This is a genomic window from Streptosporangium sp. NPDC053982, assembly GCF_055585205.1.
Window position 1 is genome coordinate 100,978 of record NZ_JBVJKQ010000013.1, and the last position, 23,888, is coordinate 124,865.

The 23,888-nt window shown below is 72.3% G+C and carries 25 protein-coding genes; 9 read left to right on the forward strand and 16 right to left on the reverse strand.

Going from position 1 to position 23,888, the window contains the following annotated elements:
* Nucleotides 1-61: 61 nt before the first annotated feature.
* Both ACZ6W9_RS24315 and ACZ6W9_RS24320 read right to left on the reverse strand, forming a co-directional pair.
* Entirely contained in the window at nucleotides 62-274 is a 213-nt protein-coding gene (locus tag ACZ6W9_RS24315) for a DUF397 domain-containing protein (protein ID WP_389957724.1), read from the reverse strand.
* Nucleotides 262-1,098: a helix-turn-helix domain-containing protein gene (locus ACZ6W9_RS24320; RefSeq protein WP_470119768.1), complete on the reverse strand. Its 837-nt coding sequence runs from the start codon at nucleotides 1,096-1,098 to the stop codon at nucleotides 262-264. Before ACZ6W9_RS24320 ends, ACZ6W9_RS24315 begins: the two co-directional genes overlap by 13 nt.
* A gap of 243 nt (nucleotides 1,099-1,341) precedes the next feature.
* Between ACZ6W9_RS24320 and ACZ6W9_RS24325 the strand changes: the two genes are divergently transcribed.
* From ACZ6W9_RS24325 to ACZ6W9_RS24335, 3 genes are all read left to right on the forward strand, one after another.
* Nucleotides 1,342-1,860 carry an ATP-binding protein gene (locus ACZ6W9_RS24325; protein WP_389957718.1) on the forward strand — a complete coding sequence of 173 codons (519 nt, stop codon included), beginning with the start codon at nucleotides 1,342-1,344 and terminating at the stop codon, nucleotides 1,858-1,860.
* A gap of 253 nt (nucleotides 1,861-2,113) precedes the next feature.
* Entirely contained in the window at nucleotides 2,114-2,359 is a 246-nt protein-coding gene (locus ACZ6W9_RS24330) for a hypothetical protein (RefSeq protein ID WP_389957715.1), read from the forward strand.
* Nucleotides 2,359-2,763 carry a hypothetical protein gene (locus tag ACZ6W9_RS24335; RefSeq protein WP_189246205.1) on the forward strand — a complete coding sequence of 135 codons (405 nt, stop codon included), beginning with the start codon at nucleotides 2,359-2,361 and terminating at the stop codon, nucleotides 2,761-2,763. The genes ACZ6W9_RS24330 and ACZ6W9_RS24335 overlap by 1 nt, the downstream gene beginning before the upstream one ends.
* Nucleotides 2,764-2,900: 137 nt before the next feature.
* Here ACZ6W9_RS24335 and ACZ6W9_RS24340 read toward each other — a convergent pair whose 3' ends face one another.
* Nucleotides 2,901-3,308: a spore-associated protein A gene (locus ACZ6W9_RS24340; protein WP_389957712.1), complete on the reverse strand. Its 408-nt coding sequence runs from the start codon at nucleotides 3,306-3,308 to the stop codon at nucleotides 2,901-2,903.
* A gap of 548 nt (nucleotides 3,309-3,856) precedes the next feature.
* Nucleotides 3,857-4,330 (reverse strand): MarR family winged helix-turn-helix transcriptional regulator, encoded by a 474-nt coding sequence (locus ACZ6W9_RS24345; protein WP_389957709.1) that lies wholly within the window; start codon nucleotides 4,328-4,330, stop codon nucleotides 3,857-3,859.
* 57 nt (nucleotides 4,331-4,387) lie between these two features.
* On the opposite strand from ACZ6W9_RS24345, the gene ACZ6W9_RS24350 reads away from it, so the two are divergent.
* Entirely contained in the window at nucleotides 4,388-5,209 is an 822-nt protein-coding gene (locus ACZ6W9_RS24350) for an alpha/beta fold hydrolase (RefSeq protein ID WP_389957706.1), read from the forward strand.
* 173 nt (nucleotides 5,210-5,382) lie between these two features.
* Here ACZ6W9_RS24350 and ACZ6W9_RS24355 read toward each other — a convergent pair whose 3' ends face one another.
* The 3 genes from ACZ6W9_RS24355 to ACZ6W9_RS24365 all read right to left on the reverse strand — a co-directional run bounded on the left by ACZ6W9_RS24355 (nucleotide 5,383) and on the right by ACZ6W9_RS24365 (nucleotide 9,118).
* Nucleotides 5,383-6,342, reverse strand: coding sequence for a LysR family transcriptional regulator (locus ACZ6W9_RS24355; protein ID WP_389957703.1), 960 nt, complete (start codon nucleotides 6,340-6,342; stop codon nucleotides 5,383-5,385).
* A 219-nt stretch (nucleotides 6,343-6,561) separates the two neighbouring features.
* Nucleotides 6,562-7,401: an alpha/beta fold hydrolase gene (locus ACZ6W9_RS24360; protein WP_389957700.1), complete on the reverse strand. Its 840-nt coding sequence runs from the start codon at nucleotides 7,399-7,401 to the stop codon at nucleotides 6,562-6,564.
* Nucleotides 7,402-7,645: 244 nt separating this feature from the next.
* Entirely contained in the window at nucleotides 7,646-9,118 is a 1,473-nt protein-coding gene (locus tag ACZ6W9_RS24365) for a serine hydrolase (protein WP_389957697.1), read from the reverse strand.
* A 261-nt stretch (nucleotides 9,119-9,379) separates the two neighbouring features.
* Between ACZ6W9_RS24365 and ACZ6W9_RS24370 the strand changes: the two genes are divergently transcribed.
* Complete coding sequence (locus ACZ6W9_RS24370; protein ID WP_470119773.1) at nucleotides 9,380-11,140, forward strand: sensor histidine kinase; 1,761 nt, start codon at nucleotides 9,380-9,382, stop codon at nucleotides 11,138-11,140.
* Nucleotides 11,133-11,834, forward strand: coding sequence for a response regulator transcription factor (locus ACZ6W9_RS24375; RefSeq protein ID WP_389957691.1), 702 nt, complete (start codon nucleotides 11,133-11,135; stop codon nucleotides 11,832-11,834). The genes ACZ6W9_RS24370 and ACZ6W9_RS24375 overlap by 8 nt, the downstream gene beginning before the upstream one ends.
* Before the next feature lie 137 nt (nucleotides 11,835-11,971).
* Here the strand turns inward: ACZ6W9_RS24375 and ACZ6W9_RS24380 are convergent, their stop codons facing one another.
* From ACZ6W9_RS24380 to ACZ6W9_RS24400, 5 genes are all read right to left on the reverse strand, one after another.
* Nucleotides 11,972-13,144 (reverse strand): glycine C-acetyltransferase, encoded by a 1,173-nt coding sequence (locus ACZ6W9_RS24380; protein WP_389957955.1) that lies wholly within the window; start codon nucleotides 13,142-13,144, stop codon nucleotides 11,972-11,974.
* Nucleotides 13,144-14,172 carry an L-threonine 3-dehydrogenase gene (gene tdh / locus ACZ6W9_RS24385; RefSeq protein WP_362931440.1) on the reverse strand — a complete coding sequence of 343 codons (1,029 nt, stop codon included), beginning with the start codon at nucleotides 14,170-14,172 and terminating at the stop codon, nucleotides 13,144-13,146. The genes ACZ6W9_RS24380 and tdh overlap by 1 nt, the downstream gene beginning before the upstream one ends.
* 302 nt (nucleotides 14,173-14,474) lie before the next feature.
* Complete coding sequence (locus ACZ6W9_RS24390) at nucleotides 14,475-15,626, reverse strand: SPFH domain-containing protein (RefSeq protein WP_389957687.1); 1,152 nt, start codon at nucleotides 15,624-15,626, stop codon at nucleotides 14,475-14,477.
* Nucleotides 15,627-15,659: 33 nt separating this feature from the next.
* The gene (locus ACZ6W9_RS24395; RefSeq protein ID WP_362931444.1) at nucleotides 15,660-16,094 is read right to left on the reverse strand and encodes an NfeD family protein; all 435 of its coding nucleotides are present in this window, start codon (nucleotides 16,092-16,094) and stop codon (nucleotides 15,660-15,662) included.
* 211 nt (nucleotides 16,095-16,305) lie between these two features.
* Nucleotides 16,306-16,884 (reverse strand): CGNR zinc finger domain-containing protein, encoded by a 579-nt coding sequence (locus ACZ6W9_RS24400; RefSeq protein WP_470119776.1) that lies wholly within the window; start codon nucleotides 16,882-16,884, stop codon nucleotides 16,306-16,308.
* Between the two features lie 66 nt (nucleotides 16,885-16,950).
* Here ACZ6W9_RS24400 and ACZ6W9_RS24405 point away from each other — a divergent pair, with 66 nt between their 5' ends.
* Complete coding sequence (locus tag ACZ6W9_RS24405; RefSeq protein ID WP_470119778.1) at nucleotides 16,951-17,712, forward strand: class I SAM-dependent methyltransferase; 762 nt, start codon at nucleotides 16,951-16,953, stop codon at nucleotides 17,710-17,712.
* A 45-nt stretch (nucleotides 17,713-17,757) separates the two neighbouring features.
* Here the strand turns inward: ACZ6W9_RS24405 and fahA are convergent, their stop codons facing one another.
* Genes fahA through ACZ6W9_RS24420 form a run of 3 tightly spaced genes read right to left on the reverse strand, consistent with a single transcriptional unit; the run spans nucleotide 17,758 to nucleotide 21,162 of the window.
* Complete coding sequence (gene fahA, locus ACZ6W9_RS24410; protein WP_362931450.1) at nucleotides 17,758-18,891, reverse strand: fumarylacetoacetase; 1,134 nt, start codon at nucleotides 18,889-18,891, stop codon at nucleotides 17,758-17,760.
* Between the two features lie 43 nt (nucleotides 18,892-18,934).
* On the reverse strand, nucleotides 18,935-19,996 hold the full coding sequence (locus tag ACZ6W9_RS24415; RefSeq protein WP_470119780.1) for a serine/threonine-protein kinase: 1,062 nt from the start codon (nucleotides 19,994-19,996) through the stop codon (nucleotides 18,935-18,937).
* The gene (locus tag ACZ6W9_RS24420) at nucleotides 19,993-21,162 is read right to left on the reverse strand and encodes a homogentisate 1,2-dioxygenase (RefSeq protein WP_389957677.1); all 1,170 of its coding nucleotides are present in this window, start codon (nucleotides 21,160-21,162) and stop codon (nucleotides 19,993-19,995) included. Before ACZ6W9_RS24420 ends, ACZ6W9_RS24415 begins: the two co-directional genes overlap by 4 nt.
* Nucleotides 21,163-21,493: 331 nt before the next feature.
* Between ACZ6W9_RS24420 and ACZ6W9_RS24425 the strand changes: the two genes are divergently transcribed.
* On the forward strand, nucleotides 21,494-22,270 hold the full coding sequence (locus ACZ6W9_RS24425) for a hypothetical protein (protein WP_470119783.1): 777 nt from the start codon (nucleotides 21,494-21,496) through the stop codon (nucleotides 22,268-22,270).
* Nucleotides 22,271-22,385: 115 nt separating this feature from the next.
* Here ACZ6W9_RS24425 and ACZ6W9_RS24430 read toward each other — a convergent pair whose 3' ends face one another.
* Nucleotides 22,386-23,021, reverse strand: a complete 636-nt coding sequence (locus tag ACZ6W9_RS24430; RefSeq protein WP_389957671.1) for a TetR/AcrR family transcriptional regulator — start codon at nucleotides 23,019-23,021, stop codon at nucleotides 22,386-22,388.
* A 113-nt stretch (nucleotides 23,022-23,134) separates the two neighbouring features.
* On the opposite strand from ACZ6W9_RS24430, the gene ACZ6W9_RS24435 reads away from it, so the two are divergent.
* Nucleotides 23,135-23,833, forward strand: coding sequence for an SDR family oxidoreductase (locus ACZ6W9_RS24435; protein ID WP_470119785.1), 699 nt, complete (start codon nucleotides 23,135-23,137; stop codon nucleotides 23,831-23,833).
* Nucleotides 23,834-23,888: the final 55 nt, after the last annotated feature.

The window sequence follows — 23,888 nt, forward strand, 5'->3', positions numbered from 1 at the left end:
CGCTTTCCGGGGCCCACCGGCTTTTCAGTCCCCGCATTCGGGGAGTCCGCGCGGCCGTCGTTCAGCCCAGGGCGTCGGTTCTGAGGGCGTCGGCGAAGGCGGTCCACTGGGCTGGGGTGAGGGTGAGGGTGGGGCCGGTGCGGTCCTTGCTGTCGCGTACGGCGCGGCGTCCGCCGGCCAGGGTGGCGATCTCGACGCAGTTGCTGCCGTCGTCGCCCGAGAGGGAGGACTTGCGCCACCGGACGTTGGAGGGTTCGCAGGTCACGTGGTCCATCTCTGCACCGTCTCCTTGATCATTGAGAGTGACTCGTGTCGTGGCAGGGCGTCCGTTCGGATCATTTCGTACCTAAATGCTAGACCTTTCACCTCTTCTGATCGATCGGTTACTCGGTCTTCAGTGCTCTGCGAGTCGATGTAGGCAACAGAGGGAGCATTCCGTGGCATTTCGGCGATGACGAAACCACCCATGAGACCGAGGACGCTGCATGCTCGGTAGGGAAGTATCTGAAGAGAAATATGGGGATTATCCGCCGAGTGGAGAAGGTGCTCGAACTGCGCCCTCATGATCTCCGATCCTGCGATAGGTCGATGGAGGACGCTCTCCTCCAAGACGATCCAGAGCATCGGAGGCGTTGGCCGTCGAAGAATGGCCTGTCGATCCATCCGGGCTGTGACGTTTTCCTCTGCCTGCTCGGGGCCGACGCCGGGGCTGCGGCTGAGGATGGCTCGCGCGTAGCCCTCGGTCTGGAGAAGGCCGGGGACCATCAGCGGCTCCCACATTCGCAGGGCCTCTGCCTCGCGTTCGAAGTCGAGCCATGGGCGGAACCAGCGAGGCAACTGGGCCGCCGCGCGGTTCAGCCGATCGAGCAGGCCGGTGAGGGCGGTCCCGAGCCCCAGGACCTCGTCCACCCGCTGCGCCAGGTCCAGGGTCGGCGCCCGGTGGCCGTTCTCGATCATGCTGACCTGACTGTCCGACAGGTGGACCGCTTCGCCGAGCTTCTTCTGGGTGAACCCTGCAGTAAGCCGGAATTTGCGTAATTCCGTCCCGAATTGTATGCGCGAGGATATGGACGGGTCGGGCTCCAGAGGGGGAATCATTTCCGGCTCCTCCCGGTGAACGGCGATGGATGGGCCTGATTGTCGCCATTCTTTCCCGGTCCTGCCAGGGGGTTCACAGGTCTGTGGACAAAGGGTGGAGGCCGTTCGTCGTTCCCGGCGCGCGTTTCTTTGCGACCGTATGAGGGCCGCGCCGTCGTGGCGCGGATTTCGCGACGGCACCTCGCGCGAAACGTCGAGAAGGAAACGGGAATCCAGCCGGATCGGATCGGGAAAGGCGGGCCAATGAAGCCGGACACGTTACGGGAGTCACGTCTGCCGGGCGGCCCCGAGTCCGCCTCACGCGCCCGCGCCGAGGTGCGCGCCTGGCTCGGGGACGGCCACCCCGCCTACGAACCCGTACGGCTGGCCGTCTCGGAGCTGGTGACCAACGCCGTCCGGCACGCCCGCCACGGCGTCGCCGGATGCCGCACCTGTCCCGGACGGTGCGGATGTCACGGTGGGGACGCCGCCGAGCCGCCGCTGCTGCTCCGGCTGTCGGTGCGCGGTGACCGGCTCCGCGTCGAGGTGGCGGACGCGGGCCTGGCCGTCGGCGATCCCCGCGTCCGCGCCGACCCGATCTCCGCCCTCGTGGAGGGCGGCCGGGGACTGGCGATCGTGAATCTGATCTCGGGCGGGTGCTGGGGCTTCCACTCTCATCCCGGACGACCCGGCCGGACGGTGTGGTGCGAGATCCCGGCCGATCCCTCCCCGGAGGACGACGTGTTCTCCAAGGCGTCCGCCTCACCCCGCTCGCCCGGGTGAGATGACGCGCCGTTCCCGGTGCGGCCCGGGGACCCTTCGACCGCCCCCGGCGGGAACGCCGCGGTGCCCGGTTCGTCCCCCGCGAACCCCGGCACCCGTGCCGCCCCGTGCTCTCCGTCCCCCGTGGGAGCGCCCCGCCGGGGGCTTCGCCGTACTTCCGTACGGAGGCACGGCGAGAAACGCGACACGCCATGCCTGAAGGCGGCGACAAGGGGCATTGTCGGTGTGAAACAAGGGATATAGTCTGTCGCGTGTGGTAGAACGAGACGACTACGCGGCCATCCGTGACCGGCTCGTGGTCCTCGCGCGTATCCACGGGCTGCGCTGCGACTGGGCCGAGACGAGCAGGCGGCAGCGCTTCCTGCTGTTGTGGGACCCGGCCGGGCGCGTCGTGGCGCGCGCGATCGTCCCGCTCTACCCGGGTGAGACACCCGAACTCGTGGCAGCCCTCGAACGCGGGCTCGCCGCCCTGTTCGGTGACGACTGGCTGGAGGACTGATGGCCGACGACAGCGTTGACGTTCACGTCACCAAGAACGGCACGCTGTGGCTCGCCGCCGTGGACGGCGTCGCCGGCGGCATGTCCGCCCGCTCGCTGAAGGAGCTGCACGCCGACGTCGCCGAGGGGCTGCCGTTCCTGTTCGGCGACCGCGCCGAGCCGCCGGCGCCCGTCTTCCACTACACGCTGCCCGGCCTGACCGGGGAGGATCTCAGCGCCTTCGCCGAGCTGCAGCGCCGGGCCGCCGCGATCGCCGAGGACTACAGCCGGACCGCCAGGGCGCGCGTCGAGCACCTGTCGAGCCTCGGGTTGTCCGACGCCGACATCGGCGAGCTGCTCGGCCTGACCAAGCAGCGCATCCAGCAGATCCGCACCAGCAACGCCGAGGCCCGCCAGAGCGCCTGAGCTCCTGGCCGCCGGGGTGCTTCGGCAAAAGACCCCGACGGCCACCTCGCCGGCCTCCGTCTACGCGGAGCCGTCCTGTGGATCCGGAACCTTCAGGTCAGGTGAGGATCCGTACTCCTTACCGGCCCTGGAACGGCTCAGCCGCAGTGCCTGCGGTAGTACGTGGCGCCGTTGCCGCCGATCTTTCCTTCGATGTCGATGCACTTGCCCGGAGCGGAGACGTAGACCGGGCCCGCGTACTCGTTGAAGGTCCCCGCGTCGACGGTCCACTTCAAGGTGCCCGAGCGGCGGAGTTTCACGGCCTTGTAGCCGCGCTTGGCGGGCGTGGCGTAGGTGACGGCGCAGTTCTTCTTGGTGGACCTGGAGTAGTAGAGATGAGTGCGGCCGACCGTCTTGCCCGCGAGGTTACTGATGCTATACACGTCGATCTGGTAGTAGCCGCCACCGCAGGGGCCGGCCGCGCTCGCCGGCGTGGCGCCGGCCACCAGGCAGGTGGAAACCATCGCGGCCCCCGCCACTGCCGCGAACTTGGTCCGAATGTTCATGCCCTTCCTTTCACTGAGCAACACCGTCCCCACAGAACCCCGTAACGCCTGTGAAGGATGGGGAGATTGTTACGATTCATGATCGTACAGGCGATCATGCTCCACGCTTTCGGGGGATGGGCGGGTCGCCGAGTCATCGCCACACCTGCCCGGGTCGCCATCCGGGCCGCGGGAGAAGACCGTCGAGTGCGGCTGGAACCCGCCCCTGGGGGAGGTTCCACACTGGTCGCATGATGAGCATCGGCGAATTCGCGGGGCTGACCCGCCTGCGCCAGATCGGGCTGATGGAGCAGGGGGAGAGCGTGGGGATGGAGGTCGCCCTGGCCGTCCGTTAGGGGACTTCACTTTTTGTGGGTTTCGGGTATTGAGGTATACGCCGTCCCTGCGGGATCATCATGTTTCCGCGCCGTGTACGGCCCGGCCGTGTGTACGCACGGCCGGGCCGTACGCATGTACGGACGTACGGCTCGCCCGGAGGGTCTCCCCGGCCGCGGTGCCCCCGTCCCGCCGTCCCCGGACGATCCCGTACGGTCGCGGTGACGCGCGGGTCAGTCCACGTCGACGTTGTCGAGGTAGGCGAGCATCGCCGTGAGGACCCGCACGCAGCCCGTCACGTCGGCGTCGGTCAGGCCCCCGCCGACCTGGCCCAGCAGGGCGTACTCGCGCGTCATCACCGCGGTGATGACGGCCCCGCCGTCGTCCGTCAGCCGGATCAGCGAGGACCGCTGGTGGGCGGGGTTCGGGATGCTCTCGACCAGTCGCAGCGCCGCGGCGTCGTTGACCATGCGCTGTACGAACTGCCGGCTCAGCGCCTGCGCGCGGCCCATCTGCGGAACGGTCATGGGCCCGTTCCGGTGGAGCAGGTTCAGTACGGCGCGCACCCCGACGGACAGCCCTTCGATCGGCACGCCCTCCTCCACCTTGCGCTGCGCGCGCCGGTACAGGGGTCCGACGAGGTCGAACACCTCGGTGAGCCGGTGGGCGAGGTCGTCGGGCCCGAGAGGGCGTTCGGTATCGGTCACCACACCATGATGACACCTTAGTTGTCATATCACTGCAAAGATGGCACCTTGGTTGTCATGACCGTTACTTCCGACACATTCTCGTTCGCGGACGGCGAGGGCCGTCTCTCCTACCGCGAGGCCGGAGCGGGGCGGCCGGTGGTGCTGCTGCACGGCGGCTTCCTGAACAGCGACATGTGGGATGACCAGCTTCCGGTTCTCGCGAAGAACCACCGGGTGATCGCACCGGACGCCCGCGGCCACGGCGGGTCCTCGAACGCGGCCGGGCCGTTCCGCCACACCGACGACCTAGCCGCGCTGCTGCGCCGTCTCGACACCGGTCCCGCCGTCCTCGTCGGGGTGTCGATGGGCGGGGCCGTCGCGGTCGACACCGCGCTGGAACACCCCGAACTGGTGCGCGCCCTGGTCGTCAGCGGCGCCGGGACCAGCGAACCGGAGTTCCGCGACCCCTGGATCGAGAGCGTCCAGGCCGAGCAGGCCCGCGCCATGACCGCCGGTGACGTCCGCGGCTGGGTCGAGGCATTCACGCTGTTCGCGGCCGGTCCGCACCGCACCCTCGACGACGTCGACCCGGACGTCGTACGACGGCTGCGGGAGATGACCATGCGGACCGTCGCCAAGCACACCGGCGCCGAGCCCGACTGGCAGGTGCCCGTGACCGACACCTGGGCGCGGACGGCGAAGATCGCCGTCCCGGTGCTGGCCGTCAGCGGCGACCTCGATTCGAGCGACCACATCGGCATGGCCGGCCGTCTCGCGCGCACCGTCGCCGACGGCCGCGAGGCCACCGTCGACGGCACCGCGCACTACCCCAACATGGAACGCCCGGACGCCTTCAACGAGATCCTCGGCGACTTCCTTCGCGCCCTGCCCGCCTGACCGGAACCGGCGGTCTCACTTCGCTCTCCTGAGCCGGAGCGCGGACGGGTCCCATGGGAGACGAGGGCGATCCCCCGGGGAACGGCCGGACGGGACCCGGCCTCCCGGATCCGGCTCTCCCAGAGCCGGCCCTTTCGCCGGTGCGGGATCCTGCTCTTCCGGACCCGGTCCTTTCACCGGTGCGGGATCCGGCGCAGGGCCGTCGCGGCGTCGGTGAGGGCGTCCAGCAGGGGGACCAGCAGGGGGTGCCGCTCGGCGCCGCGCCGTACCGCGGCGAAGACCCGGCGCTCCGGGCCCGCGACCGGGCGGACCACCACGCCGGACAGGTCGGCCGTGCGCAACGCCAGGCGCGGCACCATCGCCACGCCCGCCCCGGCCGCCGCCAGGGCGATCACCGCGTCGAAGTCGTCGGAGGAGTGGGCGAACTCCGGGGTGAACCCGGCGTGCTCGCAGGCCAGCGCGATCACGTCGTGGCAGGGGTTGCCGGGATAGGGGCCGATCCACGTCTCCCCGGCCAGGTCGGCCATGGCCACCTCCCGCCCCGCCGCACCGGCCTCGCCGGGATCCCCCCACTCCCCGGATCCGTGGGCGAGACGGTGGTCGCCGGGCAGCACCACGTCGAACGGCTCCGAGTAGAGCGGGATGCGCGACAGCCGGCGGTCGTCCTCGGCCGGGGCCCCGCGGTACTCGACGGCCACGGCGACGTCCACCGCGCCGTCCAGGACCATGGTGAGGCTCTGGTCGCCCTCGGCGTCGAGGACGCGGACCTGGATGCCCGGCTCCTTGCTCCGCAGCGCGCCCACCGCCGGAGCCACGACGAGACCGATCGCGGTGGCGAAGGAGGCCGCCTTCACCTCGCCCGCCGTACCGGTGGTGTAGGCGGCGATGTCGGCCTCGGCGCGCTCCAGCTGGGCGAGCACCTCGTTGGTGTGGCCGAGCAGGATGCGGCCGACGGCGGTCAGCCGCACGCCCCGGCCGTCGCGCTCCAGCAACCGGTGCCCCACCTCGTGCTCCAGGGCGACGAGCTGCTGGGAGACCGCGGACGGCGTCAGGTGCAGGGCCGCCGCGGCGGCGGTGACCGTACGGTGGTCGGCCACGGCGCGCAGGGTCCGGAGCCGCCGGGTGTCTATCACCCGCCCATTCTCACCGAGGCCGCCCCGTGGCCGGGACGTGCTCCAGGCGGCCGGGGCGCCGTCCGTTCTCCAAGGTCGTCCGCGTGCGAGGAACCCGGGCCGGGGCCCTTCGGGGCGAGGAGCTCCGGGGCGAGGAGCAAGGGACGAAGGGGTCGGGGCGAGGGGCGAGAGGGCCGGGAGTGAGAGGTTCGGGGCGGGAGGCCCTGGGTGGAGGGAAGGTCACGCCAGGAACGACGCGACCGTCGCCACGAACCGGCCGGCGTCGTCGAGCCACGGGAAGTGGCCCGCGTCCGGCTGGACGACGAGCTCGGCGTCCGGGAACAGCCCGGCGTACTCCGTCACGATGTCCGGGGGCGTGTTCGGGTCGGCCTCTCCGGCGAGCAGCAGCACCGGCGCGCCGAACGCCCCGAGTGCCGCGCGGGTGGCGGGCGGATCGAAAGCGCCCTCGGAGGCGAAGACGGCCGCTGCCTCTCCGTTCCGGCGGTCGTCCTGAGCGGCCTGGTGGGCCCGCGCCGCCGCGTCCCACCGGCCGTAGAAGAAGGGGTCGATGGCCTTCCAGTCGTCGTCGGCGGCGTTGCCCGCCACGATCGACTCGAAGGCGGCGTAGGCCGCCGGGAACCATGATTCGCCCTCATGGAGCCGTGCGGCCTTGAGCCTGGACTCCCCGGTGACCGTGATGCCGACGGCGTGGAGGCTCGGGGTGACCAGAACGAGCCTGCCGACGCGTTCCGGATGCCGGGCCGCGTACAGCACCGCGAGGTTCGTGCCGGCCGAGTGCCCGAGCAGGTCGATCCGGTCCAGGCCGAGGTGCTCACGCAGGGCTTCGACGTCGTCGACGAGCCGGTCGCAACGGTAGGAGGCGGAGTCCGCGGGCACCGCGGACCGGCCCGTCCCCCGGGGATCCGCCATGATCAACCGCCGGCGCGCCGACAGGCCGCCGAGCTCACCGAGGTAGGCGGAGTCCTGCATCGGGCCGCCCGGCAGGCAGATCAGCGGCACGCCTTCCCCGAACACGTGGTAGGCGAGTTCGGTCCCGTCATGTGCGGAGAACGTCGGCATGGCGAAGATCCTGCCAGTGATGTCCCGGCCGGGACAACGGCGCCCCGCCGGTCATACCGGCGGGGCGCCGTACGGCCGGCCGGGCCGGGCGGCATCCGGTGCGCGGGCTCGGCGGACCGGCCCGATCAGTGGACCGGCCCGATCAGTGGACCGGCCCGATCAGCGGGTCAGCCCGATCAGCGGGTCAGCCCGATCAGCGGGTCAGCCCGATCAGTGGATCGGCCCGGCCAGTGGACCAGATCGATCAGCGGACCAGGCTGAAGCCGCCTCTGCTGAGGGAGATGGTCTCGGGGCCGACGGTGCCCTGGTCGAGGGGGGCGCGGGTGTCGCTCGCCAGCGTGGCGACGACGTACGCCTTCCCCTTGGCGGTGCGCCCGAGGAACGTCATGTCGAAGACCCCGACCTCGGAGCCGCCCTTGTACCAGACCTCGGGCCACGTGGCGCGGTCGAGGCCGAGCCCGGCGTCGTTGGCCGAGAGCACCTCGCTGAGGCGCTTGTCGCTCCGCTTGAGCAGCCCGGCGTAGGCGCGGCAGACGTCGCGGGGGGAGCCGAACCACTCGATGGTGTCGAGCTCGCGGGGCTTCTCCCAGACCTTGATCTGCGACAGGGACAGGCCGGCGACGACGTCGCGGAGGTAGGCACGGCGCCCCTGCGTGTCACGCGCGAGATAGGCGCGGGCGTGCCGGGGGTAGTCGACGCCCTTCAACAGGAACAGCTCGCGCGTGGTGATGAGGGGGAGGTTCCGCTCGGCGTGGCCGGACCACTGGCGGACCTTCTTCTCCACGGCCTTGCGGCCGACCGTCTTGAGCAGCAGATCGGCGGCGGTGTTGTCGCTGATCGAGATCATCAGCTTGGCCGCCTCGTGGACCGTGACGGTGCTGCCGTCCGGCCGGGCCCCGAGACCGTCCGCGGCGGGGATCTTCACCCCGGGCGTGACGGTGAGCTTCGTCTCCCAGCTGAGCCCGCCCGCGTGGATCCGGTCCGCCACCGCTCCCAGCACGTAGAGCTTGAAGACCGACCCCAGCGGGCGGGCGGTGTCCGCGCCGACGCCGTGGACGGTCTCGCACCGGCCCCGCCGGTCGATCTCGGCGGCGAGGAAACCGGTCCGGGGGGCGAGCTCGCGGAGCCTGGCGTCGAGCTCGGACCAGCTCTTGGGGGCGGGCGGGAGCGACGGCTTCACCAGCAGGCCGTCGATCTTCCCTGAGGCGTCCACGGTGAGCTGGACGTCGGTCTTCTGCCCGGCGACGGTGGCCGTGCCGGCCAGGAAGCCCGGGTCGGTCCGGGTCAGTTCGTCGAGCCGGATGCCGGCCAGGCCCTTGAGGAACTGGTTGAAGCCGTCGGCGGTCACCTGCTTGAGGAAGTCGGCGCTCAGGTGCTGCCCGATCTCGTCTGCGCTGAGCGGCACTCGCCCGGTGGCGTCCAGGAACCAGCGGAGCTGCCGCCCGGCCGGAGTATCGGGGATCTCGGGGGCGGTGGTGGCGGTGGGGGTGGGAGCGGCCTCCGTGGAGGCGGTGGGGGCGGCCTCCACGGCGGTCTGCCGTACCGGTGCGACGGCCGTGGTGGCCTGCCGTACCGGTGCGGCGGCGGGCCGTGCGGTGTCCGCGGTGGGGTTCATGATGTCCGCGGCGGCCGGGAGCGTTCCGCCGAGGGCCAGGGGAACGGCCACGGCGATGGCGGCCAGGGCCGGTGCGCCGGTCGTTCGGGGGCGGAGGTTCATGGATATCTCCTTCGTCGTCCTGTGTCTGCTCGGCGGGGCCTTCTCGGCTTGTGCCTGTTCGGCGGGGTCTCCTTGACGGGCTGCTTCAAAGGCCGTGGTCCACCGCCACTTCGGCGGTGGCGGCCGGGTTCTCCACGCTAGGAAGAGCGCGGCGGGCGGGGTATCCGGCGAGCCGCCGCCTTCCGGGGTGCGGCCGTCCCCCGGCGGATGTGCGGTCAACCTCATAGACGCAGGTCGCCCGGGGGGACCACACTGCCTTCTGTGCTTCCCCCGACCTCGTCCCGAGTCCTCGCCGCGTCCATGGCGGCGGTGGCGATCCTCGGCAGCGCGGTCGGCACGGTGCTGGCGGGCGGAGCACCGTTCAACCAGCTGACGTTCAACGTGCTGGCGCTGCCGCTGCCCGCGCTGGGCTGGCTCGTCGCCCACCGGCGGCCGGGCAACCTCTACGGCTGGCTGCTCCTGGCCACCGCGGACTGCCTGGGCGTGGGCAATCTGGGGGCCGGGCTCCTCGTCACCGCGGACGCGGGATGGCCTGTGCCGCTGCTCGTTCTCGCCGCCCTGATGGCTTCGGTCTTCGCCCCTTTCTATGGGCTCTCCTGGGTTTTCGTCCCGCTGTTCTACCCGGACGGAAGGCTTCCCTCGCGACGCTGGCGCGTGGGGGGCTGGATCGCCGGAGCGGCGATCACCGTGCACTGGCTGGGGGTACTGCTGTTCCCCGACGACGCCTCCCCCCTCCTGCCACACGACAACCCGCTCGCCCTCACCGGGCCCGCCGCGCTGGTCATGGCGGGCCTGGCCGGGCTGGGACAGCTCGTCGTCTTCGGCACGGCGCTGGTGGTGCTGGGCTCGCTCGTGGCGCGCACCCGCCGCGCCTCCGGACCCGAGCGCCGCCGGCTCGGCTGGATGACCGCCGCGCTCGCCGTCACCCTCGGCGGGTTCCCGATAGCGGCGTTCTTCCTCCTCACGGGGTCACCGGCGGCGGCCTGGATCCCCTTCATGCCCATGCTGAGCGCGCTGCCCGCCGCGATCGGGGTGGCCGTCTTCCGGCACAACCTGCTCGACATCCGGGTGGGCGTCCGCGGATCGCGCTTCTTCCTCGTCTTCGACCTGCGGCCCACGGTGGACGAGCTGCTCTCCGAGCTGGCTCCCGATCTGGAGGAGGCGGAGCCGGGCGAGCTGCTCGGGCGGCTGGCCGAGGCGGTGCGGGCCGGCCTGGACGTCCGGTGGGCGGCCGTCACGCTCGCCGACGGCACCCGGGTCGTGGCGGGTGAGGAGAAGGGCGAGCCGGAGCTGACCGTCCCCGCCGGGCAGGGGTGCATCGCCTGCGGGCCCCGGGACGGCGGTCTCACCCGCGACGACCGGCGGCTGCTGCGTGCGCTGGCCGTACCGGTCGGGCTGGCGATCCAGAGCGCGGGGCTGGCCGCCCGGCTGGTCAACGCGCAGGAGGCCGAGCGGCGGCGGATCGAGCGCAACATCCACGACGGCGTGCAGCAGGAGATCGTCGCGCTCATCGCCGGACTGGAGCTGGCCAGGGCCACCGGGGCGGACACCGAGACGATGACGCTCCTGCGTGACCAGGCCAGGCAGACCCTCGACGACCTGCGGGAGCTGGCGGCGGGCATCCACCCGTCGGTGCTCAGCCAGGGCGGGCTGGCCGAGGCGCTGGAGGAGCGCTGCTCGCGCCTGCCGGTGGCCTCGAAAGTGCGTGCCGACCCGGAGTCGCGGGCGAGACGCTTTCCCGACGAGGTCGAGGGCGCGCTGTACTTCACCGTGAGCGAGGCGCTCGCCAACGCGCTCAAGCACGCGCGGGCCTCCTCCGTGGACGTACGGTTGACGCTGTCCGGCGGACGGCTGGGAGTCACGGTCTCCGACGACGGAGCGGGTTTCGACCCCGGGGCGGTCGCCCGGCGCGGGCTGATGGCCCTCGCCGACCGGCTGGCCGCGCTCGGCGGCGGTCTCGACGTGGCGAGCGCGAAGGGGGAGGGGACGACGGTGAGAGCCTGGGTGCCGGTCCATGACTGAGTCTCCGCCGACGATGCCGGGAACGCCGAAGCGGCCGCGCGTCGTCATCGCCGACGACCACTACCTGGTCCGCGAGGGCGTCCGGAGGCTGCTGGAGACGTCCGGGGAGGCGGCCGTCGCCGGGGCCGTGGGCAGCGCCGGGGAGCTGCTGGACGCCGTGCGCAGGCTCCGGCCGGACGTGGTCATCACCGACATCCGCATGCCGGGCGGCCCGTTCCGGCCGGGTTTCGAGGGCATCGACGCGGCCCATCGGATCCGCGCCGACCACCCGGCGACCGGCGTCGTGGTGCTCTCCCAGTTCTCCGACGCGCTCTACGCCTTCGAAGTGTTCAAGCACGGGGCTGAGGGCTTCGCCTACCTGCTGAAGGACCGCGTCGGAGACCTGGAGGAGCTGCTCGGCGCGGTACGGGCGGTGTCCGGCGGCGGTTCGGTCATCGACCCCAAGGTCGTGGAGGCCCTGATGGCCCGCCGCGCCGTGCGGGGCGACCGGGGGGAGGAGCTGACCCCGCGCGAGCGCGACGTGCTGCGCGGGATGGCCCACGGCAGGTCCAACGGCGGCATCGCCCGCGCGCTCCACCTGTCGGTCTCCGCCGTCGAGAAGAACGTCAACTCGATCTTCATGAAGCTGGGGCTGGAGAACAGCCCCGACATCCACCGGCGGGTCGCGGCGGTCCTGGCCTATCTCGGCACGTGATCGGCCGTTTCCCCTGGCCGGCCGTCCTTCGCCGTTCCGGAACGCCGGTCACGGCCTGCCCACGGCTCCGGCCTGAAGCCCGTTCCCGAACCGGGGCGCGGAAACGGGCCGGGGCGCGGAAACGGGCCGGCCGCAGGTCAGCCGCGGGCGGCGACGAACGCCTCGACCGCGCGGTCCACGTCCTCGGCCGAGTGGGACGCCGAGAGCTGGACCCTGATGCGGGCCTGGCCCTGCGGCACCACCGGATAGGAGAACCCGATCACGTAGATGCCCCGCTCCAGCAGCCGTTCGGCCATCGCCGCGGCCTCGGAGGCGTCGCCGATCATCACCGGGACGATGGGGTGGTCGCCGGGCAGGATGTCGAAGCCCGCCTCGGTCATCTTCGTGCGGAACCGCGTCGTGTTGGCGCGCAGCCGGTCCCGGGCGTCGCTGTCACCGCTGATCATGTCGAGGATGCGCAGCGAGGTGGCGGTGATCACCGGGGCGAGGGAGTTGGAGAAGAGGTAGGGGCGCGAACGCTGGCGCAGCAGCGCGCAGATCTCGCGGCGGGCGGCGACGTAGCCGCCGCTGGCCCCGCCGAGCGCCTTGCCGAGGGTGCCGGTGATGATGTCCACCCGGTCCATCACGCCGTGCAGCTCGGGGGTGCCCCGGCCGCCGGGGCCGACGAAGCCGACCGCGTGGGAGTCGTCCACCATGACCATGGCGCCGTACTTCTCGGCCAGGTCGCAGATCTCCCGCAGCGGGGCGACGTAGCCGTCCATGGAGAAGACGCCGTCGGTGACGACCAGCTTGCGCCGGGCGTCGGACGCCTCCTTCAGCCGGGCCTCCAGCTCGGCCATGTCGCGGTTGGCGTAGCGCAGGCGGCGGGCCTTGCACAGCCGGATGCCGTCGATGATGCTCGCGTGGTTGAGCGCGTCGGAGATCACCGCGTCGCGGTCGTCGAGCAGCGTCTCGAACACGCCGCCGTTGGCGTCGAAGCACGAGCTGTACAGGACGGTGTCCTCCTGGCCGAGGAACTCCGACAGCCGCGCCTCCAGCTCCTTGTGCACCTCCTGGGTGCCGCAGATGAAGCGGACCGACGCCATGCCGAAGCCCCAGCGGTCGAGCGCGTCCTTGGCGGCGGCGACCACCTCGGGGTGGTCGGCCAGGCCGAGGTAGTTGTTGGCGCAGAAGTTCAGCACCTCGCCGCCCCCGGCGACGGCGATGCCGGAGCTCTGCGGGGTGGTGATGACCCGCTCGGGCTTGAGCAGCCCGGCGGAGGCGATCTCGTCGAGGGTCGCGCGCAGGTCGTCGCGGACGTTGTCGAACATCAGGCGGTCCAATCCAGGATGATCTTGCCGGTCTTGCCGCTGGCGGCGGTGTCGAAGGCCGCGTCGAAGTCGCGGTGGGAGAAGCGGTCGGTGATCACGGGGGAGAGGTCGAGGCCCTTCTCCAGCAGCACGGACATGGCGTACCACGTCTCGTACATCTCCCGGCCGTAGACGCCCTTGAGGGTGATCATCGAGGTCACGATGGTCGCGAAGTCGACGGAGAACTCCTCGGCGGGCAGCCCGAGCATGGCGATCTTCCCGCCGTGCGTCATGTTGGCGATCATGTCGCGGAGCGCCTGCGGGTGGCCCGACATCTCCAGGCCCACGTCGAAGCCCTCGCGCATGCCGAGCCGCCGCACGCCCTCGGCGATCGGGGTCTGGGCGACGTTCAGCGCGAGGGAGACGCCGAGCTTGCGGGCCAGCTCCAGCCGCTCGGGACTGAGGTCGGTGACGACCACGTTGCGGGCGCCCACATGGGTCGCCACCGCCGCGGCCATCAGGCCGATCGGCCCGGCTCCGGTGATCAGGACGTCCTCGCCGACCATGGGGAACGTCAGGGCGGTGTGCACGGCGTTGCCGAACGGGTCGAAGATCGCCGCGACGTCCGGGTCGACCGGCGTGCGGTGCACCCAGACGTTGGACGCGGGGAGCGTCAGGTACTCGGCGAACGCGCCGTCGCGGTTCACGCCCAGTCCGACGGTGTTGCGGCACAGGTGGCGCCGCCCGGCCATGCAGTTGCGGCACCTGCCGCAGACCAGGTGGCCCTCGCCGCTGACGAAGTCGCCGACCGCGACGTCCTCGACCCCGGGCGCCACCTCGACGACCTCGCCGCAGAACTCGTGCCCGACGATCAGCGGGGTGCGCAGCGTCTGCCGCGCCCAGGCGTCGAAGCTCCGGATGTGCAGGTCGGTGCCGCAGATGCCGGTGCGCAGCACCCTGATCAGCACCTCGCCCGGCCCCACCTCGGGCACGGGTACGTCCATCAACCACAGTCCGGGCTCGGCCTCCGCCTTGACCAGCGCTTTCATACGGATCCCCCCTCGGTTACGACCTTACGCACTGTGCCCGGCCGGCTCCGGAGGTGTCCATCGCGCTTTTCTTAAACCCGCTCACAGCGCTGCTTCACGCTCGGAGAAGACGGGGTCTCCCTGCCCGGTGTCGCCCCGGCCATTCCCGCCCGCCGCCCGCGCCCGCCGCGCGCTCGCCGTGCGCGCCCCGCAGGCCGCGCCGGCCACCGTACGCGCCCGCCGTACGGCACCGCCCGCCGTACGGCGCTGCGGTGCCGTACGGCGGGCGGGAACCCGGAGAGGGGAGAGGGGCGGGCGCGGGATCAGACGCCGGGGCCGGCGGGACCGGTCTGACCTCCGGTGCCGTTGGCGCCGGTCCCGTCGGTCCCCCCGCCGTCGCGGCGGACGGCGGCGGCCGGACGCTCCTCGTTCAGCCCGGTCAGCGGGTCGGCGGCTGCCGGGGCGCCGGGGCCGAGCTGGCGGGGACCGGTGTCGGCCTCGGACGCCTCCGCGACCGCCTCGGCGGCGGCCTTCTGCGCCTCGGCCATCTCCCGTTCGGCGGCCTCGTTGACGGCCGGGGCCTGCCGGGTGGCGGACGACTGCGGCAGCGCCTCGGTGAACGCCTTCGACACGCCCTGCAGGGCGGACGTCACCTCGCTGGGGATCACCCAGAACGTGTTGCTGTCGCCCTTGGCCAGCTCGGGAAGCACCTGGAGGTACTGGTAGGCCAGCAGCTTGGGGTCGGGGTCGTTGCGGTGGACCGCCTGGAAGACCTCGTCGATGGCCTGCGACTGTCCCTGGGCCTTGAGGATCGCCGCACTGCGCTCACCTTCGGCGCGCAGGATCGCGCTCTGCTTGTCACCCTCGGCGGTGAGGATCTGCGACTGCCGCTGGCCTTCGGCGGTGAGGATCGCGGCGCGCTTGTCCCGCTCGGCGCGCATCTGCTTCTCCATCGCGTCCTTGATGGTCTTGGGCGGATCGATCGCCTTGATCTCGACCCGGTTGACCCGGATGCCCCACTTTCCGGTGGCCTCGTCCAGCACGCCGCGGAGCTGGCTGTTGATCGTGTCGCGGGAGGTCAGCGTCATCTCCAGGTCCATGGAGCCGATGACGTTACGCAGGGTCGTCACGGTGAGCTGCTCGATCGCCTGGATGTAGTTGGCGATCTCGTAGGCGGCGGCCCGCGGGTCGGTGACCTGGAAGTACAGGACCGTGTCGATCTCGACGACCAGGTTGTCCTCGGTGATCACGGGCTGCGGGCGGAAGGAGACCACCTGCTCGCGCAGGTCGATCATCGGGTAGACGCGGTCGATGTACGGGATGACGAAGTTCAGACCCGGCTTGAGAGTGGTCTGGTATCGGCCGAGCCGTTCCACGTTGCGGGCTCTGGCCTGCGGGACGATGCGCACCGAGCGGGCCACGGTGAACACCACGAACAGGACGATGAGAAGGCCGACGAGCAACAATGGGTCCATGGTCACATCCGGGAATCTGAGTCGGTCAGAGGATCACTCTCGGGGATAGACGAGTGCGGTCGCGCCCTCGATCTCGATGACGTCCACGACCGCCCCCTGTGGGATCACCAGTGTCTCGTCGTAGGCCCTGGCCGACCACTCCTCACCGCCGATCCGCACCCGGCCGTCCCGGCCGCTCACCTCACGCAGGACGTAGGCGGTCTTACCCACGAGGGCCTGGACCCCGAACCGCTGGCTCGGGGGGAGCTGCCGGAGATGGCGTCTGGCGATCGGGCGGACTCCCAGCAGCCCCGCACCGGAGGCGGCCGCGAAGACCAGGAGCTGGAGGGCCACCGGCAGGCCGAGCCCCGCGGCGGCGGCGGTGAAGAGGGCGGCGGCGCCGAGCAGGCCGAGGACGGTGGTCAGAGTGAAGATCTCGGCGATGCCCAGCACCACCGCGAGGATCAACCAGATGGTCCACTCGTCCATACGCCAGCCCTCCTACCTGTTACAACGCCTGGGACGCCCGAGAGGTTCCTTCATTTACGGTATGACGAGCCTTTACGGTATGACGAGACCGACGGATCGTCAGGACCGTGATCGCTGGAAAATCCCACGTGGGCGGCGATCGGGGCGTGCCGCCGGAAGGACCCGATCCGGGCGCGAACCTGCGGGTACGGCCGTCCGGCCGGGCGGGTCGTCAGGAGTCCCTGTTGCGGGCGCGGAACGCCGCCGTCTTGACGCGGTTCTGGCAGGCGGTGCCGCAGAACCGGCGGGTGCCGTTGCGGGAGACGTCCACGTAGACCCGGTCGCAGTGCGGCGCCGTGCAGACGCCGAGACGGTCGTGGAACTCGCCGCCCAGCACGATCGCGAGGCCGGTGGCGCAGCTCGCCCCCCAGTCTCCGGCCACGGTGCCGCCGGGACCGTGGAAGTGCAGGTGCCACGGCTCACCGTCGTGCCGCTGGAGCAGCGGCCGGGCGCGGGTCTCCTCCAGCAGGGCGTTGACCTGCCGGGCCGCGGCGTCGATGTCGCCCGCCGCGACGGCGACGAAGACCTCGCGCAGCCGGGCGGCGATCCCGGCCAGTTCGGCGGCCTCGGCCTCGGTGACCTCGCGGTGGCCCGGGTGACCGGTGCGCACGCCCTCGGTGGCGGCGGCGGCAGCGGCGGCGGGATCGGCGGGTGCCGGGTGGGGGCGGCCCCGTGCCTCCCCGGGGGTCAGCGCGTTGACCAGCCCCACGGCCACCCGGACGATCGCATCTGTGTGACTGTTGAAATCCAATTGACCGGTTACACCTTCGTGCTCTACGTTGTAACTGTCCAAATCCTATTCGACAGTCACAGGGAGATGGTTGTGCTCACCCACGATGCCGCACTGGAGTGGATCGCGCGCTGGGACCGCCAGCAGGAGGGCTACCTGCCCGACCGGGAGGAGCGCTTCACCGCGCTGATCGACGCCGTGGAGGCGCTGGGCCGCCCCGACCCGGTGGTCATCGACCTCGGCTGCGGTCCGGGCTCGCTGTCGGCCCGCCTCGTGGAGCGGCTGCCCGGGGCGAGGGTCGTCTCCGTCGACGCCGACCCGCTGCTCCTCGGACTGGGCAGGGCGGCGTACCCGCACCTGAGATTCGTGAGCCTCGACCTGCGCACGCCCGGCTGGAGCACCGCGCTCGGCCTGGACGGCCCGGCCGACGCCGCGGTGAGCACCACCGCCCTGCACTGGATCTCCGGGCCGGACCTGGCGAAGATGTACGCCGAGGTGGCGACCGTGCTGCGTCCGGGCGGGATCCTGCTCAACGGCGACCACCTGGAGACCGACGACGTGACCCCGGCCCTCGCCCGCCTCGAACGCGCCGTGCACGACCGGGAGACCGAGCGCGCGTTCGCCGGCGAGCGCCCCGAGGACTGGCGGCAGTGGTGGGAGGCGGTCGCCGCCGACCCCGGCCTCGCCGCGCTCGACGCCGCCCGGACCACCGCGGGCGCCGGCCACCACGGCTCGGAGTCCTCCCTGCTGTCGGAGCACGCCGGCGCCCTGCGGGACGCGGGCTTCACCGAGGTCGGCACCCTCTGGCAGCGCGGCCACAACCGCCTCGTCTGCGCCGTCCGCGGCTGAACCCGCCCCCTGTCCGCCGGGCGCCTGCCCGGACCTGCCGGGGGCCTACCGGGCCGGCCGGATCGTGCCCGACACCTCTCCGAGCGAGATCGCCTCGCCGCCCGGCCCCGGGGCGGTCGCGGAGATCGTGACCGTGTCGCCGTCCTCCAGGAACGAGCGGACCGAGCCGTCGGCCAGCTTGAGCGGCTCGGCGCCGTTCCAGGTCAGCTCGATGAGCGACCCCCGCTGGTCCGGCTCCGCCCCGGAGACCGTGCCGCTGGCGTACAGGTCGCCGGTGCGCAGGCTCGCGCCGTTCACGGTCATGTGGGCGAGCATCTGGTCGGGCGTCCAGTACATCTCCCGGTACGGCGGGCGGGAGACGACCTCGCCGTTCAGCCGGACCTCCAGCGTCAGGTCCAGTCCCCAGGGCCGCTCGCGGCGCAGGTAGTCCAGGGGCTCGGGGTCCTGCTCCCGCCCGGCGACCCGGGCCTCCGACAGCGCCTCCAGCGGGGTGATCCACGGCGAGATCGAGGTGGCGAAGGACTTGCCGAGGAACGGGCCCAGCGGGACGTACTCCCACGCCTGGATGTCGCGGGCGCTCCAGTCGTTGACCAGCGTCACGCCGAACACATGGTCCTCGAAGCGCCCCGCCCGCTCGCCCATGCCGGTCGGCGTTCCGACGACGAACCCGAGCTCCGCCTCGATGTCCAGCCGCGCCGAGGGACCGAACACACCGGCGCCGCGCTGGCCGGAGGGCCGCACGACCGGGGTGCCGGACGGCACGACGGTCCCGGCGCGGCCGTGGTAGCCGACCGGCAGGTGCCGCCAGTTCGGCTTCAGCGGCTCGTCGTCCGGGCGGAAGATCCGGCCGAGGTTGGAGGCGTGCTCCAGCGAGCAGTAGAAGTCGACGTAGTCGGCCACCTCGAACGGCAGGTGCATCCGCACCTCCGCGAGCGGGACGAGGTAGGCGTTGACCGCCGGGTCGTCGCTCAGCCGGTTCTGGATCAGCGCCCGGGTCTCGCGCCAGGCGGTGACGCCGCGGGCCATGAACGCGTTGAGCGACCCGGTGGCGAACACCTCGTCGTGCAGGGCCGCGGCGAGGTCCAGCACGTGGTCGCCGTACCGCACGCCGACGCGCGGGGTCTCGCCCTCCCTCCGGGTGAAGACCCCGTAGGGCAGGTTGGAAAGGCCCCAGGACATTACGCTTTCTCCTTTTCCTTCGTCATCGGACCCGTTTCCTTCGTCATCGGACCCTTTTCGTCGTCGGACCGGCGGTCGCCGTCGTCGGATCGGCGGCCGCGCCGGCCGTTCCTCCGTCGCCGGCCATCCCGGTCCCGTACCCCGTCGCGGCCGGTGACGCGCCGATGAGCCCCAGGGCGGTCAGGTCGTCGATCGGTGTGCCCGTGCTGCACGAACCGTAGGAGACCAGCAGCCTCCGGGCGCGCTCGGCGGTGCCGTCCGGTACGGCCAGCGCGAGCCGTACCAGCTCGCCCACGTCGGTCGAGGTCAGCACCGGGACCGGGTCACGGCCCTCGGCCGCCGCGCAGACCCCGAGCACCAGGTTGAGGAAGCCGTGCCGGTCGACGCCCAGCGCCGGGTCGAAGTGGCGGACCGCGTTGTGCAGGCCCGCCGTCGCCTTGAACGGGATGCCGCGCTCGGCGCAGTGGGTGATGAAGGCGCCCAGCTCCTGCGGGGTGGGGAAGGCCGCCGCCGTCGCGCCGCCGCACCTGATCTTCAGCCCGACCCCGGGAGGCGGTTCGATCGGCGGCTGCGCGGCGGTGACCTCGACGAACTGCCGCGCCGGGATGTCCAGGGCGACCGGTCGGCCGCCCGGCACCTCGACCAGTTCGACGGTGAGTCCGTCGAGGCCGTCGTGCGGCGGGACCTCCGGGACGTCCAGGATCAGCCCGAGCCGGATCGGCTCCGTCGCCGGTTCCGCCCGCTCGGCCTGGTCCGCCCGCTCGGCCTGGTCCGCCCGCTCGGCCTGGTCCGCCCGCTCGGCCTGGTCCGTCCGTCCGGCCTGGTCCGCCTGCCCGGACGGACCCGCCCGCCCCGGCCGGTCCGTCGGCTCGGCCCGGTCCGCCCGCCCGGTTCCGCCCGCCGGGGAGCCCGCGGCGGGGAACCCCGCCCCCTCCAGATGGGCGCGCAGCTCGGCGAGGCGGCTCGCCGGGCACAGGAACCGGTGGGTGAGCACCGGACTGCCCGCGGCCAGGTCGTCGCGGTGCCGCCGGAGCGCGTCGGCCATCGGCAGCGCCGTGGGCGGGAACAGTCCCGCGTCGTCGACGAGGTCCGCGAAGAGCCTCATCGCGCCCAGGTCCACGCGTAGGCCGGATCCTCGACCGACAGGGCGGCCGGGCCCAGGTCGAGGGGACGGAAGGTGTCGACCATCACGGCCAGCTCGCTGGTCCGGGTGTGGCCCTGCCGTACGGCCTCGATGACGGCCTCGACGGCGCCCGGCTGCGGGCCATGGGTGAACCCGGCCGGATGCAGCGAGATCGAGCCGACGTCGATGCCCGAGCCACGGCGCGCGGTGTAGTCGCCGCCCGCGTAGAACATCAGCTCGTCGGAGTCGACGTTGTGGTGGTTGTAGGGGATCGGGACGGCCTCGGGGTGGAAGTCCAGCGGCCGCGGGCAGAACGAGCAGATCACGAAGTTCGGGCCCTCGAACGTCTGGTGCACCGGCGGCGGGGCGTGGATGCCCTTCACGATGGGCTCGAAGTCGTTGATGTTGAACGCGTACGGGTACAGGCAGCCGTCCCAGCCGACCACGTCGAACGGGTGGTTGCGGTAGACCAGCCGGGTCAGCCCGCCGCGGGTGCGGACCAGAACCGGCACCTCCTCACCCTCGACGATCAGAGGCTCCCGCGGGCCGCGCAGGTCGCGTTCGCAGTAGGGGGCGTGCTCCAGGAACTGCCCGTGCTTCGACAGGTAGCGCTTGGGCGGCCGGATGTGCCCGGCGGCCTCGATGGTGAAGGCCGTGACCCGGCCCTCGGGGACCCAGCGGTGGATGGTCCCGGTCGGGACGACGACGTAGTCGCCCTCGCCCGCCTCGATGACGCCGTAGGTCGACTCGAACCGGACCCGGCCGCTCGCGATGTAGACGCACTCGTCGCCCATGGAATTGCGGTACAGCTCGCTGGGAGTCTCGGTCGCGACGTACGACATGCGGACGTCGGCGTTGCCGGCCAGCAGCCCGCGCCCGGTCACCAGGTCGCCGCCCACCGGGAGGTCCTGGGTGCGGAAGTGCCGGGGCGACAGCGGCAGGTTGGGCGCGAGCGCCGTCGCCGCCGTGGGCTCGACCGCCTCGGACTTGAGGATCGCCGTGGGCAGGTGGCGGTGGTAGAGCAGGGACGAGTCGCTGGAGAAGCCCTCCTCGCCCATCAGCTCCTCGGCGTACAGTCCGCCGTCGGGCCGCCGGAACTGCACGTGTCGCTTGCGGGGAACCTCTCCCACCATGCGGTAGTACGGCATGCGCCTCTCCGAGCCTGCAGAGGGTGACACAGAATGTCCGCTTATCGGACACTACTGTCCTTTATACGTACAACCTTCCGTCACCCGGCCGGGCCCTGTCAAACATCCCCGCCGCACCCGGGGATCCCCGCCCGGCCGGGGTGTCACCGGGCCTCCCCATGGGAGCCGGCCGTATCACCATGACCGACGGCAGGGCACGGGCGAGGCGCTCGATCGTGGGTGGTGGCCCCCGGCGGGGGAGGCCGGTGCCGTAAGGACGTGTTCCCCAAGTTTCCGGACCCGTCGCGCCGCCGGGTGCGGACGGGAACGCGCCGCGTCCCATCGTCGAACCGTGACGGAACACACCTACGGCAACACCCCGGTCACGGCCCCGGAACCGGTCCGTGAGCCGGATCCGCCCTCGGCCCGGGAACCGGCCCCCGGACAGGAACCCGGCACCGACCGGCCCGCCCCCGGAGCCGCCGGGTCCGCGCCCAGGGTCGGCGGGTCCGCGCCCGGGACCGATCGGCCCGCCTCCGGAGCCGCCGGGTCCGCGCCCGGGACCGGCCGGCCCGCGCGCGGCCCCCTCGCCCGCGCGGCGGCGGCGTTCGCGCGACGCTGGCCCACCTGGCTGGCGATCGCCGTGGCGGCGGTCCTCGTCTCCGACCTCGGGGGCGGAAGCGAGTTCTCGGTGATCCTGCCCCTGCTGGCGGCGGGGTACCTGACCGTCACCGTGATCGGCCGCCCCGGCCTCACCTGGAGCGTGATCATCGCCTTCACGGCCGTGGTGGTGCTGACGCGGATGATCGGCGTCGACCCCCGGCCGGTTCTGATCGCCGCCGCTTTCCTGGCCGCCGCGGCGGGCCTGGCGAACGGACGGCTGCGCGGCACGGGACTGCGCGCCGCGCAGCTGCCCGTGGCGCTCGGCTGCGTCGCGGTCGCGCTGGGCGCCGCGTACCTCTCCCCGGATCTCGGCCTGTTCCTGATGGCGGCCGGCCTGCTCGGCCACGGCGTCGGGGACGCGTTCCTCTGGCGGGACGGGCGGGTGGTGGCGCGGTCGCTCGCCGAGTGGTGCGTCGTCTTCGACGTCATCGTCGGGACGGCCGGGCTGTGGGCCGCCCTGCGGTGAGGCCCGCCGGCGGTGGACCCGGCCGAGCGGTGCGGGAAGGGCGTGCGGTGGAGCCGACGGCCGGGTGACAACGGTTCCGGCGATCCGGAGGTGGCGGGGTGGCGCGTCGCCGCCTTCAGCGCGGCGGGTCCGGCTCGCCGTGCGCCCGCCGTACGGCCTGTGCTGCCAGGGCGCCGGCCAGCTCGGTGGCGGATGCCTCGGTGAGGGGGGCGTGCCCGACGAGGATCCGGTACCAGAGCACGCCGAACGCCTGGTCCACCAGCAGGTCGGGGTCGCCGCCCGGGGCGGCCTCACCGCGTTCGGCGGCCCGCTCGAACAGGCCGCGCAGCGCGCTCCGCCGCCGGGCGAGGAAGGCTCGCGTCGCCTCGCCCATCTGGGGGTCGAGCTGCGCCTCCACCATCACCTTGCGTAGCAGGCGAGCCATCGTCGCCTGCCCGGCGAGACGGAACGTGGCGCGCAGGAACGCCTCCAGGTCGCCGGCGAGCGTCCCGGTGTCGGGTGGTGGGATGTCCAGGTCGGCGCGCTCGGTCATCGCCTCCAGCAGGACGGCCCCTTTGGAGGGCCACCAGCGGTAGATGGTCTGCTTCCCCACCCCGGCCGCCGCCGCGATCGTGTCGATCGTCACCGGCGCGTCGTCGTCCCGCCCGATGAGGTCCACGACGACGTCGAGGATCGCCCGCCGTGCCGCCTCGTTGCGCCGCCGCCCGGTGTGCGGGCGGCGGGTGGTCTGGTCACTGCCGCCGGTCTGCATGCCCCGATCCTACTTGACGAGACTTGTAGTCTCGGTAATTATTTGTCGAGACGATGAGTATCGACAAATAAAGGGGGCGACCCATGTCGCTGTCCGGACCACGTTCACTGGTCATGGGGGGCAGCTCGGGGATCGGCGAGGCCGTCGCCAGGCTCTTCGCCGAGCGGGATGCCGAGGTGGTCATCACCGGCCGCGATGCCGACCGGCTCGGCGCGGCGGCCGGGCGGATCGGCGGCAAGGTCACCGCGCGGCGGGTGGACGGCTGCTCGCCCGAGGAGGTGGCCGACTTCTTCGCCGAGGACGTCCGATACGACCACCTGGTGCTGGCCCTCAGCGGCGGTTCCGGCGCGGGGCCGTTCGCCTCCCTCGATCTGGACGGCCTGCGCGACGGGTTCGAGCGGAAGGTCTGGCCGCATCTGCGGATCCTCCAGGCGGCGCTGCCCCGGATGACCGAGGACGGCTCGGTCACCCTCCTCACCGCGTCCTCGGCGCGGGCGGCCCTGCCCGGCACCGCCGGCCTGGCCGCGATCAACGGCGCGCTGGAGGCGATGGTCCCGCCGCTGGCCGTCGAGCTGGCCCCGCTGCGGGTCAACGCCGTCTCACCCGGCGTGATCGACACCCCGTGGTGGTACGGGCTGCCGGGGGAGCAGCGGGCGGCCATGTTCGCCGAGCACGCCGCGGCCCTGCCGGTGGGGCGCGTCGGACGGCCCGAGGACGTCGCCGAGGCCGTCCTGCTCGTCGCGACCAACGGGTTCATGACCGGCGAGGTCGTCCCGGTCAACGGCGGCCTCGGCCTGGCGACCGGCCGCTGACCCCGGGCATCACCCGTCCCCCTCGCCGATCATGACGACATCGCGGGAGAACGCG